At 74.0% G+C, this 13,359-nt stretch carries 12 protein-coding genes; 7 read left to right on the plus strand and 5 right to left on the minus strand.

What is annotated here, in order from left to right; genetic code table 11:
- Nucleotides 1–47 precede the first annotated feature (47 nt).
- Nucleotides 48–488, minus strand: coding sequence for a nuclear transport factor 2 family protein (locus tag ACIGG8_RS35025; RefSeq protein WP_396552667.1), 441 nt, complete (start codon nt 486–488; stop codon nt 48–50).
- A gap of 239 nt (nt 489–727) precedes the next feature.
- Here ACIGG8_RS35025 and ACIGG8_RS35030 point away from each other — a divergent pair, with 239 nt between their 5' ends.
- The 5 genes from ACIGG8_RS35030 to ACIGG8_RS35050 all read left to right on the plus strand — a co-directional run bounded on the left by ACIGG8_RS35030 (nt 728) and on the right by ACIGG8_RS35050 (nt 5,576).
- On the plus strand, nt 728–1,513 hold the full coding sequence (locus ACIGG8_RS35030) for an SDR family NAD(P)-dependent oxidoreductase (RefSeq protein ID WP_350521959.1): 786 nt from the start codon (nt 728–730) through the stop codon (nt 1,511–1,513).
- A gap of 93 nt (nt 1,514–1,606) precedes the next feature.
- Nucleotides 1,607–2,566, plus strand: a complete 960-nt coding sequence (locus tag ACIGG8_RS35035) for an aromatase/cyclase (RefSeq protein WP_396552668.1) — start codon at nt 1,607–1,609, stop codon at nt 2,564–2,566.
- Nucleotides 2,563–3,801 (plus strand): FAD-dependent monooxygenase, encoded by a 1,239-nt coding sequence (locus ACIGG8_RS35040; protein WP_396552669.1) that lies wholly within the window; start codon nt 2,563–2,565, stop codon nt 3,799–3,801. Before ACIGG8_RS35035 ends, ACIGG8_RS35040 begins: the two co-directional genes overlap by 4 nt.
- Nucleotides 3,801–4,580 carry a cyclase family protein gene (locus ACIGG8_RS35045; RefSeq protein ID WP_350521956.1) on the plus strand — a complete coding sequence of 260 codons (780 nt, stop codon included), beginning with the start codon at nt 3,801–3,803 and terminating at the stop codon, nt 4,578–4,580. Before ACIGG8_RS35040 ends, ACIGG8_RS35045 begins: the two co-directional genes overlap by 1 nt.
- A gap of 3 nt (nt 4,581–4,583) precedes the next feature.
- The gene (locus tag ACIGG8_RS35050) at nt 4,584–5,576 is read left to right on the plus strand and encodes an aldo/keto reductase (protein WP_396552670.1); all 993 of its coding nucleotides are present in this window, start codon (nt 4,584–4,586) and stop codon (nt 5,574–5,576) included.
- A 64-nt stretch (nt 5,577–5,640) separates the two neighbouring features.
- Here the strand turns inward: ACIGG8_RS35050 and ACIGG8_RS35055 are convergent, their stop codons facing one another.
- The 4 genes from ACIGG8_RS35055 to ACIGG8_RS35070 form a co-directional block, all read right to left on the minus strand.
- Nucleotides 5,641–6,672, minus strand: a complete 1,032-nt coding sequence (locus tag ACIGG8_RS35055; RefSeq protein ID WP_396552671.1) for a methyltransferase — start codon at nt 6,670–6,672, stop codon at nt 5,641–5,643.
- A gap of 112 nt (nt 6,673–6,784) precedes the next feature.
- On the minus strand, nt 6,785–7,081 hold the full coding sequence (locus ACIGG8_RS35060; protein ID WP_350521953.1) for an antibiotic biosynthesis monooxygenase family protein: 297 nt from the start codon (nt 7,079–7,081) through the stop codon (nt 6,785–6,787).
- Between the two features lie 107 nt (nt 7,082–7,188).
- Nucleotides 7,189–8,835, minus strand: a complete 1,647-nt coding sequence (locus tag ACIGG8_RS35065) for a tryptophan 7-halogenase (protein ID WP_396552672.1) — start codon at nt 8,833–8,835, stop codon at nt 7,189–7,191.
- A gap of 99 nt (nt 8,836–8,934) precedes the next feature.
- Entirely contained in the window at nt 8,935–10,575 is a 1,641-nt protein-coding gene (locus tag ACIGG8_RS35070; RefSeq protein ID WP_350521951.1) for an FAD-dependent oxidoreductase, read from the minus strand.
- Between the two features lie 213 nt (nt 10,576–10,788).
- Here ACIGG8_RS35070 and ACIGG8_RS35075 point away from each other — a divergent pair, with 213 nt between their 5' ends.
- Nucleotides 10,789–12,072, plus strand: a complete 1,284-nt coding sequence (locus tag ACIGG8_RS35075; protein ID WP_350521950.1) for a beta-ketoacyl-[acyl-carrier-protein] synthase family protein — start codon at nt 10,789–10,791, stop codon at nt 12,070–12,072.
- Complete coding sequence (locus ACIGG8_RS35080; protein WP_396552673.1) at nt 12,069–13,352, plus strand: ketosynthase chain-length factor; 1,284 nt, start codon at nt 12,069–12,071, stop codon at nt 13,350–13,352. Before ACIGG8_RS35075 ends, ACIGG8_RS35080 begins: the two co-directional genes overlap by 4 nt.
- The last annotated feature ends 7 nt before the right edge of the window (nt 13,353–13,359 follow it).

Raw genomic sequence — 13,359 nt, forward strand, 5'->3', positions numbered from 1 at the left:
TCCGCCTGCTCAGCGAATACTCAGGGAAAAACCGACCGGCCGGCCGTTCAAGCGAGGTCGTCCCGGGTGACCCTGCGGTCCGTCACGACCCAGGAGCCACCGACCGGCTCCAGCAGGTCCACGCAGACCGTCGAGCGGTGCACCGTCGCCTCGCCGCCGCGCGGCACCTCCAGGACCAGCGCGTAGCAGGTCGCCCGGAGCCGGCCCGACTCCGCCGGCTCGGTGGTCAGCATGCCCACCCAGTGGCGGTGCACCACGCCCGCCTCGGCGAGCCGCCGGGAGGCCTCCTTCGCCGCGGCCGCGATGTTGCCGCGGCCGCGCACCGGCGCGGGCAGGCCGTTGGCGGCGAACACCCCGTCCTCGGCGAAGGTGGCCGCCCACGCGTCGGTGGCGCCGGTGTCGAGCAGCCGCATCTGGCGGGCGTAGAAGTGCTGGACGCGCAGGTAGGTGTCGGTGTCGGCGAGCGGGGCGACCTCGTGGGCTGTCATCGGGCTTCCTCTCGGGACGGCGGGCGGTGCCTGCGGGTGAGGGGGGCGAACGCTGACCGACCCTCGCAGGGCGGCCTGGAGATCTCTTGGAGCTGCGGTCCAGCCCGGCGGCCATCGGCCCGCCGTTCCGCCCCGCCTTGAGGGTGTCTTGAACCGGTCCCGGCAGTGTCCGCCGGAGTGTGACGACGCACAGCCCCGCGCGCGACCGGCGGCGGGGACACCGGCGGGAAGGCGGAGACATGGCGGAACAGAAGGAGCGGGTCGCGCTGGTCACCGGCGGCACGAGCGGGATCGGGCTCGCGGTGGCCGAGGAGCTGGGGCGGCGCGGCGACCGGGTGTTCGTCTGCGCGCGCACCGGGGACGACGTGGCGGCCACGGTCGAGCGGCTCCGGGAACAGGGGATGGAGGTGGACGGCGTCGGCTGCGACGTCCGCTCCACCGAGCAGATCGCCGTCGCCGTCGCCGCGGCGGTGGAGCGCTTCGGGCCGATCGGGATCCTCGTGAACAACGCCGGCCGGGGCGGTGGCGGGATTACGGCCGAGATTCCGGACGAGACCTGGTGCGACGTGATCGAGGTGAATCTCAACGGCGTATTCCGAATGACCCGCGAGGTGCTCGCCCGCGGCGGCATGCGGGACGGGAGCTGGGGGCGAATCATCAATATCGCGTCGACCGGCGGAAAACAGGGTGTGGTGCTAGGAGCTCCCTATTCCGCTTCCAAGCACGGTGTCGTCGGATTTACCAAAGCTTTGGGGCTGGAACTGGCCAAAACCGGGATCACCGTGAACGCGGTGTGTCCCGGTTACGTGGAGACGCCGATGGCCGACCGGGTCCGGCAGGGCTACGCCGCCCACTGGGGCGTGACCGAGGCCGAGGTGCTGGAGAGGTTCGAGGCGAAGATCCCGCTCGGCCGCTACAGCACGCCGCAGGAGGTCGCCGCGATGGTCGGCTACCTCACCACCGAGGCCGCCGACCCGGTCACCGCCCAGGCGATCAACGTCTGCGGCGGGCTCGGCAACTACTGATCCCGGCACCCGGCACCCGGCACCCGGCGCCCAGGCCACCCGGGCCGCCGGGCCGCCCGGGACCCCGTCGGACCCCACGGAAGGAGGGCCACCGTGCCCGCGCAGGACATCCGCCACACCGACCACCGCATCCTCGTCTCCGCGCCCGCCGAGACGCTCTACCGGCTCGTCGCCGACGTCGGCGGCTGGCCGCACCTGTTCACGCCCACCGTCCACGCCGAGCGGGTGGACGGCGACGACCGCCGGGAGCGGATCCGGATCTGGGCCTTCGCCAACGGCGAGGTGCGGACCTGGACCTCGCTGCGCGAACTCGACCCGGCCGCCCGGCGGGTGGAGTTCCGCCAGGAGGTCTCGCAGGCGCCGGTGGCGTCGATGACCGGCAGCTGGGCGATGAACCCCGCGGCCGACGGCCGGACCGAGGTGGTGCTCGGCCACACCTTCGCCGCCGTCGGGGACGGCGCGTCGGACCTCGACTGGATCGACCGGGCCGTGGACCGCAACTCCCGCTCGGAGCTGGACTGCCTCCGGGAGATCGCCGAGCGCGACCCCGGACTCGACGAACTGCTGCTCTCCTTCTCCGACACCGTGCTCGTCCGGGGCCCGCGCGCGGAGGCCTACGAGTTCATCCGCCGCTGCGACCTCTGGCCCGAGCGGCTGCCGCACGTGGCCCGGCTGGAACTGACCGAACCGGAGGACGGCATCCAGCGGATGGTGATGGACACCCGCGCGCCGGACGGGACGACGCACACCACCGAGTCGGTCCGGGTCTGCCTGCCGGACCGGATCGTCTACAAGCAGACCGTCCTGCCCCCGATCATGGCGGCGCACACCGGCGCGTGGACCTTCGAGGAGACCGCCGAGGGCATCGCCGCGACCTCCCACCACACCGTGGTCCTGCGGGCCGAGGCGGTGCCCGCCCTGCTCGGCCCCGACGCCACCCTGGACCAGGCCCGCACCGCGGTGCGCGCCGCCCTCGGGGCCAACAGCCGCACCACGCTGGAGCACGCCCGGGCGCTGGTCGAGCGCGGGGCGAGCACCGGGCCGGGCCGGTGACCGACCTGGAGGCCGAGGTCTGCGTCGTCGGCGCGGGCCCGGCCGGCCTCACCCTCGCCCTGCTGCTCGCCCGCTCCGGCGTGGACGTCGTCCTGGTCGAACGCTCGCGCTCGTTCGAGCGGCAGTTCCGCGGCGAGATCCTCCAGCCCGGCGGGATGACCCTGCTCGACCGGCTGGGCGTGCTGGCCGGCGCGCGAGCGCGCGGCAGCCACGAGCACGACCGGTTCGTGCTGACGGAACGCGGCCGGACACTGATCGACGGCGACTACCGGCGGCTGCCCGGCCCGTTCAACTGCCTGCTGAGCATCCCCCAGCGGCACGTGCTGGAGGAACTGCTCGACCGCTGCCGGGAGTTGTCCGGATTCCGCTACCTGGAGGGCGCCAAGGTCGGCGCCCTGCACACCGAGGACGGCCGGGTCCGCGGCGTGGTCGCCTCCGGCCGCGGCGGCGAACAGACGGTCCGGGCCCGCTGGACGGTCGGCGCCGACGGCCGCTACTCCAAGGTGCGCCGACTGGCCGGGATCGACGCCGGCCGGCTGGACGTCTTCGACCAGGACGTCCTCTGGTTCAAACTGCCCGCCGACGCACGGCCGTTGAACGAAGTGCGGATCTTCCGGGCCGGCGGGAACCCCGTCCTCGCGTACACCGCCGTGCCGGACGCGATCCAGGTCGGCTGGACCCTCCCGCACGGCGGCTACCGCCCGCTCGCGGCACAGGGCGCCGAAGCCGTCCGGGAGTTGATCTGCGCCGCGATGCCGATGTACGCCGACCAGGTCCGCGAACGGATCACCGCACTCGGCGACCTGACGCTGCTGGACGTCTTCTCGGGCGTCGCCCGGGAGTGGGTGCGGGAGGGGCTGGTGCTGATCGGCGACGCCGCCCACACCCACAGCCCGATCGGCGCCCAGGGGATCAACCTCGCGGTCCAGGACGCGGTGGCCCTCCACCCTGCGCTGCTCGCCTCCCTGGCGGCCGGCGGGGAGAGCGGCCCGGTCCGCGGGTACGCCGCCGCCCGGCACCGCGACATCGCGCGGATCATGCGCATCCAGCGCCTGCAGAGCCGCGGCATGCTCTCCTCCGGCCGGGCGGCCGGAGCGCTGCGGCCCCTCCTCGCGCCGCTGCTCTCCCGCTCGCCGCTCTACCGCGCGGTGCTGGCCGAACTGGCCTTCGGCAACCGCGCCATCGACGTGGCACCCGCCGCCGCCGTCCACAACTCCCAGACCCAGGAGCAGTGATGCAGCTGATCGACCTCTCCTCACCGGTGGACGCGACGTTCTGGGAGCCGGACCCGGTCACCCACGTCACCATGTCGCCGCGCGAGGGCGCCCTGCACATGGCCGAATCGATGCGGGAGCACTTCGGCGTCGACTTCGACGTGGACGACCTCCCGGACGGCGAGTTCCTCAACAACGACACCTTCACCCTCACCGTCCACACCGGCACCCACATCGACGCGCCCGCCCACTACGGCACCCGCGCCTCCTACCGGGACGGCGGCCCCCGCACGATCGACCGGCTCCCGCTCGACTGGTTCCACCGGCCCGCCTTCGTCCTCGACCTCACCAAGGCCGGGACCGGGGCCGTCGGCGCCGACCTGCTCGCCGAGGAGCTCGACCGGATCGGCTACACCCCGGCCCCGATGGACATCGCCCTGCTCAACACCGGCGCCGACCGCCACCTCGGCACCCCCGCCTACTTCTCCGACTTCGCCGGCCTCGACGGCCCCGCCGTGCACTTCCTGCTGGACCTCGGCGTCCGGGTGATCGGCACCGACGCCTTCAGCCTGGACGCGCCGTTCCCGTACATCCTGAACACCTACCGGGAGACCGGCGACCGCTCGGTGCTCTGGCCGGCCCACTTCGCCGGCCGCGACCGCGAGTACTGCCAGATCGAACGGCTCGCCAACCTCGACACGCTGCCCCGTCCGTACGGCTTCACCGTCTCCTGCTTCCCGGTCAAGCTGGCGCGGGCCGGCGCCGGCTGGTCCCGCGCCGTCGCGCTGCTGGAGGACTGAACCGTGCGGACCACCTCCCTGGGCCGGTCCGGGCCGGCCGTCTCGGTGCTCGGCCTCGGCGGGCTCCCGCTGGCCGGCGCCTACGGCCCGGCGGACGACCCCGCCGCGATCGTCCGGCACGCCCTCGACCTCGGCGTGACCCTCTTCGACACCGCCGACTACTACGGCCGCGGGGCCGGCGAGGAGGTCCTCGGCCGCGCCCTCGGCCGCCGGGGCGCCGCCGGCCGTGGCAGCGGCATCGTCCTCGCCACCAAGACCGGCATCCTCCACCGCGACGGCGGCCCGCCCGGCCTCGACGGCAGCCCCGAACACCTGCGCCGGGCCTGCGAGGCCTCGCTGCGCCGCCTGGGCACCGACCGGATCGACCTCTACCACCTCGCCCGGATCGACCCGCAGGTGCCGGTGGAGGAGTCCATGGGCGCGCTGGCGGAGCTGGTCGCGGCCGGCAAGGTCGGCCGGGTGGGCCTGTGCGAGGCCGCGCCCGCCACGCTGCGCCGGGCGCACGCCGTCCACCCGGTCAGCGTGCTGCAGACCGAGTACTCGCTCTGGGAGCGGCACGTGGAGGCGGAGATCCTGCCCGCCTGCCGGGAGCTCGGCGTCACCCTGGTCGCCTACCGGCCGCTCGGCTCGGGCCTGCTGGCCGGCCGGCGGGTCGACCCGCGGACTCTGCCCCCCGGCGACTTCCGCCACCGCGACCCGCGGTTCGCCCCCGGGAACCTGGGCCCCAACCTGGCGCTGGCCGACGCGCTCACCGCACTGGCCCGGCAGGCCGGCACCGGCCCGGCCGAACTCGCCCTCGCCTGGCTGCTCTCGCGTGACGGCGTGCTGCCGATCCCCGGCACCCTGGACCGCGCCCACCTGGAAGCCGACCTCGGGGCCGCGGAGCTGCGGCTGGACAAGGCCGTGACCAAGGCCCTGGACGGCCTGCTGCCCCCGCACGGCCCGGCCGGCGAGCGCTACCCGCCGGGCCTGCTGGCCACGGTCGACCGCGGCTGATTGACCGTCAAGAACGAGGGCCCGAGCCGTTGTCCACGGCTCGGGCCCTCGCTCCGTCGGTGACTCAGGACGCCGGCACGGTGCTCTCGAAGCAGTGCAGGTACGGGCCGATCTGCCGCACCCCGCCGAGCTCCAGCCCGGCCTCGGCGATCAGCGCGGACAGGCCGGCCCGGGTGTGCTTCTTGCCGCCCACGTTGAGCAGGAGCAGCAGGTCCATCGCGGTGGTGAACCGCATCTCCGGGCTGCCGTCCACCAGGTTCTCGATCACCACGACCCGGGCGCCGGCCGGCGCCGCGGCCCGGACGTTGCGCAGGGTCGTCACGGTGCTCTCGTCGTCCCACTCCAGGATGTTCTTCAGGAGGTAGAAGTCGGCCTTCACCGGGATGCTGTCGCGGCAGTCGCCCGGCAGCAGCGTCGCCCGGTCCGCGAGGGCGCCGCCGGGGCGCAGCCGCCCGTCCGCGCCGGCGACCACGTCGGGCAGGTCGAGCAGGGTGCCCCGCAGCTGCGGGTGGCGCTCCAGCAGCGTGGCCAGGACCAGGCCCTGACCGCCCGCGATGTCCGCGAACGTGGCGGCCCCGCCGAGGTCGAGGACGTCCGCCACCGTCCTGGCGGACAGCCGGCTGGACTCCGTCATGGCGCGGTCGAAGATCTCGGCGGAGGCGGGGGCGTCCTCGTGGAGGTAGGTGAAGAACTCCTTGCCGAACACGTCCTGGAAGACGCCCTTGCCGGTGCGCACCGACTCGTCGAGCAGGCCCCACACCGCCCAGGTCCACGGTTCGGTGGCCCACAGGACCATGTTGCGCAGGCTGCGCGGGGCGTCCTCGCGCAGCAGCCGGGACGCCTCGGTGTGGGCGAAGCCGTCCGGGCCCTCGGTGAGGACGCCGTGGGCGACCAGCGCCCGCAGCAGCCGCAGCAGCGTCCCGGGTTCGGCGCCGACCGCGGCCGCGAGCTCCTCCGCGGTGGTCGGGTGCTCGCCGATGCCGTCCGCGACGCGCAGCCGGGCCGCCGCCCGGACGGTCGCCGCGTACGCGCCGCTCATGGCCAGTTCGCGAAGTCGCATCACGGCGGTGAAGCCGGAGGCCTCGGTGTCGTTCATCTGTGCTGCCTCTCCTCAACTCGGGCGGGATCCCGGACGGGTCCGGGCGGCTCGGACGTACGGAGCGGCGGCCGGGAACGCGGGCTCCCGGCCGCCGCGGCGCGGTCGTCGGCTACTGGCCGGCGGGGAACGCGGGGATTTCGAGGCAGGGCTCGAACTCGGCGGTGGCGTGCTTCATCAGCAGGCCCACCCGGTCGCGGAACCCGGCGCCCTGGAGGGCCGCCGCGTGGGCCTCGCGGCTCTCCCAGGTGCCGGTCTCGATCAGGACGTTCTCGTCCTTCAGCGACTTGTACAGGGTGTGCGACACGAAGCCGGGACGGCTCTTCATGTAGCCGGTGATCTCGCCCAGCAGCCGCTCGAACTCGGCCCGGTCACCGGTGACGGTCAGCTTGTTGACGATGGTCAGCATGGTTCCTCCTGAAGGGGTTCGGTACGGACGGGCGGTGCGCCGTCCCGGTACGGACGGCGCGTCGTGCCGTCCCGGTACGGGTGTCGCGTTGGTGCGCGGCGCCGGGGTCAGTCGAGCTCCCGGTGGCCGATCGCGAGGTACTCCCGCAGTTCCTTGCCGGGGTGGTTGCGGGCCCATTCGCCGACCTCGCGCATCTTCGCCGGGGTCGGGTCGATGAAGCGGGTGGCGGGGTCGGTGAAGCCGAGCGCGGGGAGCATCCAGTCGGACTCCCGGATCCGCGCCTGCATCCGCTGCGCGGCCTCCTCGCTGCCGAGTGCGCCGGCCTCGACCTGCTCGCAGACCTCGACCAGTTCGGTGAACAGCTCGTGGTAGAAGTCGGTCGGGCACCACAGGCCGGGGTAGCGGTCGTCGTCGAGGGCGCGGCAGTGCGCGTCGTCGCCGGTGGCGACGGTGCGGGCGATCGCGGTGGCCAGCCGGCGGCCGCCGAGGATGCTGGCGCTGCCCCAGAGCCGGAACACGCAGTCCCACAGCCGGTGGTCGGCGAAGGCGATGAACGAGGAGTTGACCAGTTTGTCGTTGTAGTCGAGCAGGCCCTGTTCCAGGCGCTCGACGTACTCGAAGCGCTCGGGGGCGAAGTCGTCCTCGCGCAGCGCGTCCATGAGCCGCCAGGACAGGGTGTTGATGATCTCGCAGGTGTTGGCCAGGCCGCGGGAGAACAGCGGGTCGAGGAAGCCGGCCGCGTGCGACATCAGGCACCAGCGGTCGCCGACGGTGCGGCTGGAGGAGTACTGCATCCGTCCGGTGCGCACCCACTCGCGCACCGGGCGGGCGCCGGCCAGGTGGCGCTCGACCGCGGGGAAGCGCCGCACGTGCAGCCAGAACTCCTCCTCCGGGGTGAGGTCCGAGCGCTCGGGGTAGGTGCGCGGGTCGATCTGGATGCCCACGCTGCACAGCGGGTTGGTGGCGTTCTCGTGGTTGTCGAAGGGGATGACCCACATCCAGCCGCGGTCGAAGATGTGGTGCATCGTCCCGTCGTTCCAGCGCTCCGGGGGGCGCTGACCGGCGGGCACGTCGATGTGGTCGTCGTACGGCTGCACGCCGACGAAGTGGGTGAAGATGGACCGGGCCTGGTGCTTGAGCCGGGTCGGCACCTCGCGCAGGTCCTCCTGGTGGGCCAGCGGGGAGCGGAAGCCGCTCGCGTCCACGAGGTAGCGGCCCTCGTACACCGTGCCGTCGGCGCCGGCGACCGAGACGCCGTCCTTGCGCAGGTCCAGGCGCTCGACCCGGAAGTTCTGCCGGGCGTCGCAGCCGTAGCGTACGGCGGTGTGGAACATGTAGGCGTCGGTGTCCTGGCGGAAGTAGTGCGCGGCGTAGCCGATGACCTCGGGGATCCGCAGCTGGTTGCTCTGGGCCGGGTCCGGCTCCGCGCCCTCCTGGTGGATCTGGAAGCCGAAGTTGGTCTTCTGGCCGTGGGAGCTGCTGACGTGCTTGATGGTGTCCGGGAAGCTCGCCAGGTAGCCGATCTCCGGGACGTCGTAGCGCTGGGCGATCAGCCGCAGCAGCGCCAGGGTCTGGCCGATCGTCGACTCGCCGATGGCGAAGCGCGGGTGCTGGGCGCCGTCCAGCAGCAGGGTGCGGAATCCGTGCCGCGCGAGGATCGAGCCCAGCATCGTGCCGGACAGCCCGGTGCCGACGATGATCACGTCGTACGGTTCGGCGGGTCCGGCGGTTCCGGCGGGGTCGGCGGGTTTCACGGGCGACTCCAGTCTCGTGGTCGGTTCCCGACATCGGGTGCGGGGACGGGCGGCGGTGGGGGCGGGTCCGGGGGTGGGGGCGGCCGGGGGCGGTCAGGGTCAGTCGGGCAGGGTGAGGCCGGCCCGGCGGGCGGCCTCGTCGAGCACGTCCTCGTCGAGCCGCTCGCCGCGGGCGGCCACGTACGCGTCCGGCCGGACGAGGATCCAGCCGCCCGGCCGGCCGCCGAGCGCGGCCGTCAGCCGGGGGTCGTGGGGCAGCGGGGCCGGGTGGCCCGCGCCGTCCTCCGCCGCGGTGCGGACGGTGCGGACGGACAGCCAGTCCTTGTGCCGGTCGGCCAGGGCGGCGGCCGGTTCGCCGGTGTGCGCCGCGCCCGGGCCGGAGAAGACCAGCAGGGTCCAGCCGGGGTCGCGCAGCTCGGCGAGCAGCGCCTGCCAGCCGGGCGTCGCGGAGTGCCGCTCGTCGACCTGGGTGATCCGCTCGCCGGGCGCCGGCCCGGAGCGGGCGCCGGCGGGGGACGGCACGGTCAGCGGGCTGAGGCCGTAGTGCAGGTTGAGGCCGGAGATGCCGCCCAGGAAGCCGCGCTGCACCCGGGCGCGCAGCGGGTGGACGGTGCGCAGGACCCCGAAGAGCAGCGGGAGCAGCCGGTCGGCGACCGGGTTCTTCAGCTGGATCATCCGGGTGGCCCGCTTGGTGGTGGCGAGCAGTGCGGCGCCCACCGGCACCCGCTCCGCGGTGTAGCTGTCCAGCAGGCCCTCCGCGGCCTGGCCGTGCACCACCATGGCGAGCTTCCAGGCCAGGTTGTAGGCCTCCTGGATGCCGGTGTTCATGCCCTGGCCGGAGGCCGGGCTGTGCACGTGGGCGGCGTCGCCGACCAGCAGGCAGCGTCCGACCCGCATCCGGTGGACCATGCGCTGCTGGAAGGTGAAGACCGAGACCCACCGGGGCGGGCCGACCCGGAAGGGCACCCCGGTGCCGGCCGAGAGCATCCGGGTCAGCCGGTCGGCGACGGTGTGCGGGTCGGTGCTGCGGTCGCGCGGCGAGGTGTCCAGCATCCGCCAGCGGCCGGGCTCGGTGAGCGGCACCGCCATCAGCGTCACCCCGCCGGTGCGCACCCAGTAGATGCTGTCGGCGGGCAGTGCGGTCTCCACCCGGGCGTCGGCGAGCATCCAGGTCTCGGCGCTCTCGCCCTCCAGGGGGACGCCGAGGGTCTTGCGGACCAGGCTGTGGCCGCCGTCGCACCCCAGCAGCCACGGCGTGCCGATGTGCTCCCGGGCCCCGCCCGGCAGCTCCAGCCTGGCCCGGACGAAGCCGTCCTCCTGGGCGAGTTCGGTCAGCCGGGTGCCCCACTCCACCTCGACCCCGAGCCGGGCCAGGGCGCCGCGCAGGACCCGCTCGGTGTCGGCCTGGTCGACCGCGAGGGTGAACGGGAAGCGGGTGGGGGTGGCCGAGTAGTCGGCGTCGAGCCGGGCCATCCGCCGGCCCCGCTGGTAGAGCGTGAAGGCGGTGATCCGGCGGCCCGCGGCCAGCATCTCGTCCACGATGCCCATGTGGTCGTAGACCTCAAGGGTGCGCGGGTGCGTGGCGATGGCGCGGCTGGTCGTGGGCGGCTCGTCGCGGGCGTCCACGATCCGCACACGCAGCCCGCGGCGGGTCAGTTCATGGGCCGCCGCCAGGCCGACCGGTCCCGCGCCCACCACGAGCAGCGGGGCGTGCGGCCGACTGGTCGGATCCGTCGTCATACGGCTCACCTCCTCGGCAACGTTCGCGTTCCGGCCGATGCTGGCGACGGCCGTTCGAGGGACGGACGAGGCCGGATGGGCGTCGGCCGGAGCGGGTGCCGCCGCGGGCCCTCCACCACCGCTCGATCGCGGGTTGAGCTCGGCCGTCCATCGTCCGGAAGCACAGATCCGACGGGGACTCGGGGCGGTTCGCACCGGACGCGGGTCACTGCCATGAGGAGGTTGCCGGTGGACCGGCTCGTCGCGATTACCGGAATCGGCGTGGTGGCGCCGGGAGATCCAGGCACGAAGGCGTTCTGGGACCTCGTCGTCTCGGGGCGCACGGCGACCCGGACGATCTCGGGGTTCGACCCGTCGCCGTACCGCTCCAGGATCGCCGCCCAGTGCGTGTTCGACCCGCTGCAGGCGGGCCTCGGCCTCCAGGAGGTCCGCCGGCTGGACCGCGCCGCGCAGCTCGCCGTGGTCGGCACCCGTGAGGCGGTGGCCGACAGCGGGCTCGAACTGGGCCAGGAGCGGCCCGAGCGGATCGCGGTCTGCCTCGGCAGCGCCGTGGGCTGCACCATGAGTCTGGAGGCCGAGTACGCGGTGGTCAGCGACAGCGGCCGCCGCTGGGAGGTGGACCACGCGTACGCGCTGCCGCACCTGCCGGACTACTTCGTGCCCAGCTCGCTGGCGGCCGAGGTGGCCTGGACGGCCGGGGCGGAAGGCCCGGTCAACATGGTGTCGGCGGGCTGCACCTCGGGCCTGGACGCGGTCGGCTACGCCTGCGACCTGATCCGGGAGGGCAGCGCCGACGTGGTGATCACCGGCGGGACGGACGCCCCGATCTCGCCCATCACGGTCGCCTGCTTCGACGCGATCAAGGCGACCTCGACCTACAACGACGACCCCGAGCACGCGATGCGGCCGTTCGACCGCACCCGCAACGGCTTCGTGCTCGCCGAGGGCGCGGCCGTCCTGGTCCTGGAGGAGGCCGAGCGGGCCCGCCGGCGCGGGGCCAAGATCTACGCGCTGATCTCGGGCTTCGCGGCCCGCAGCAACGCCTACCACATGACCGGACTGCGCTCCGACGGACGGGAGATGGCCGCGGCGATCGACGCGGCCCTGGCCGAGGCCCGGCTCGCCCCGGAGGCGATCGACTACGTCAACGCCCACGGCACCGGCACCCGGCAGAACGACCGGCACGAGACCAACGCGTTCAAGCGCGCCCTCGGCGACCACGCCTACCGGACACCGGTCAGCTCGATCAAGTCGATGATCGGGCACTCGCTGGGCGCGATCGGCTCGATCGAGATCGCCGCCTGCGCGCTGGCCATCGAGCACGGCACCGTCCCGCCGACCGCCAACCTGACCGAGCCGGACCCGGAGCTGGACCTCGACTACGTGCCGCTGACCGCCCGGGAGCGCGAACTGGACGCCGTCCTCACCGTCGGCAGCGGGTTCGGCGGCTTCCAGAGCGCCATGGTGCTCACCCGGCCCGGGGCGGTGCGGGCATGAGCGAGCGACGGGGGCACCCGGGCCCGGAGGCCGGCGGAGCGCGGACGGTCACCGGGAGCGCGTCGGCGAGTACACCCGCCGTCGTCACCGGCATCGGCATCGCCGCCCCCAACGGCCTGGGCACCGAGGAGTGTTGGCGCAGCACGCTGGCGGGCACCAGCGGGATCGGTCCGATCTCGCGGTTCGACGCCTCCGGCTACCCGGTCCGGCTGGCCGGTGAGGTCCCGGGGTTCGAGGTGGCCGCGCACGTGCCGAGCCGACTCGTCCCGCAGACCGACCGGATGACCCAACTCGCCCTGGCCGCCGCCGACTGGGCACTCGCGGACGCCGGGGTCGACCCGCAGCGGTTCGACGACTTCGAGATGGGCGTGGTGACGGCCAACTCCTCGGGCGGATTCGAGTTCGGCCAGAAGGAGTTGGAACAGCTCTGGGCGAACGGCCCGCAGTACGTCAGCGCCTACCAGTCGTTCGCCTGGTTCTACGCCGTCAACACCGGCCAGCTGTCGATCCGGCACGGGATGTGCGGGCCGAGCGGCGTCACCGTCGCGGAGCAGGCCGGCGGCCTGGACGCGCTCGGCCAGGCCCGGCGGCAGCTCTCCAAGGGCATCCGCCTGGTGCTCACCGGCGGGATGGACGCCTCGCTCTGCCCCTGGGGCCTGGTCGCCCAGCTGCCCTCCGGCCTGCTCAGCGAACAGCCGGATCCGCAGCGGGCGTTCCTGCCCTTCGACACCGCGGCGAGCGGCCAGGTACTGGGGGAGGGCGGCGCGATCCTGGTCATGGAGCCGGCGGCGGCCGCGCGCGAGCGCGGCGCCCCGCACCTCTACGGCGAGATCGCCGGCTACTGCGCCACCTTCGACCCGCGCCCGGGGTCGGGCCGGCCCTCCCGGCTCCTCGGGGCGATGCGCGGCGCGCTGGACGCGGCCGGGCTGACCGCCGAGGAGGTCGACGTGGTGTTCGCCGACGCCTCCGGGGTGCCCGAGTCGGACCGGGCCGAGGCCGAGGCGGTCACCGCGCTGTTCGGCCCGCGCGGGGTACCGGTGACCGCACCGAAGACCATGTTCGGCCGGCTCAGCTCCGGCGGTGCGCCGGTCGACGTCGCGCTGGCGCTGCTGGCGCTGCGGGACGGGGTGATCCCGCCCTCCGTCAACATCACGGCGCCGGTCGAGGAGTACCGCCTGGACCTGGTCACCGAGGCCCGTCCGGCCCGGCTGCGCACCGCCCTGGTCGTGGCGCGCGGGGCCGGCGGCTTCAACACCGCGCTCGTGGTGCGGGCGATCTGACGGAACG

Origin of the sequence: Kitasatospora sp. NPDC085464, assembly GCF_044541955.1 — a bacterium.
Classification (GTDB): Bacteria; Actinomycetota; Actinomycetes; order Streptomycetales; family Streptomycetaceae; genus Kitasatospora.

What these genes read in the sequence shown, in the direction of transcription:
- ACIGG8_RS35025 (WP_396552667.1), bottom strand. Translation starts at nt 488, where the DNA reads ATGACAGCCCACGAGGTCGCCCCGCTCGCCGACACCGACACCTACCTG.
- ACIGG8_RS35030 (WP_350521959.1), top strand. Translation starts at nt 728, where the DNA reads ATGGCGGAACAGAAGGAGCGGGTCGCGCTGGTCACCGGCGGCACGAGC.
- ACIGG8_RS35045 (WP_350521956.1), top strand. Translation starts at nt 3,801, where the DNA reads ATGCAGCTGATCGACCTCTCCTCACCGGTGGACGCGACGTTCTGGGAG.
- ACIGG8_RS35055 (WP_396552671.1), bottom strand. Translation starts at nt 6,672, where the DNA reads ATGAACGACACCGAGGCCTCCGGCTTCACCGCCGTGATGCGACTTCGC.
- ACIGG8_RS35060 (WP_350521953.1), bottom strand. Translation starts at nt 7,081, where the DNA reads ATGCTGACCATCGTCAACAAGCTGACCGTCACCGGTGACCGGGCCGAG.
- ACIGG8_RS35070 (WP_350521951.1), bottom strand. Translation starts at nt 10,575, where the DNA reads ATGACGACGGATCCGACCAGTCGGCCGCACGCCCCGCTGCTCGTGGTG.
- ACIGG8_RS35075 (WP_350521950.1), top strand. Translation starts at nt 10,789, where the DNA reads ATGAGGAGGTTGCCGGTGGACCGGCTCGTCGCGATTACCGGAATCGGC.
- ACIGG8_RS35080 (WP_396552673.1), top strand. Translation starts at nt 12,069, where the DNA reads ATGAGCGAGCGACGGGGGCACCCGGGCCCGGAGGCCGGCGGAGCGCGG.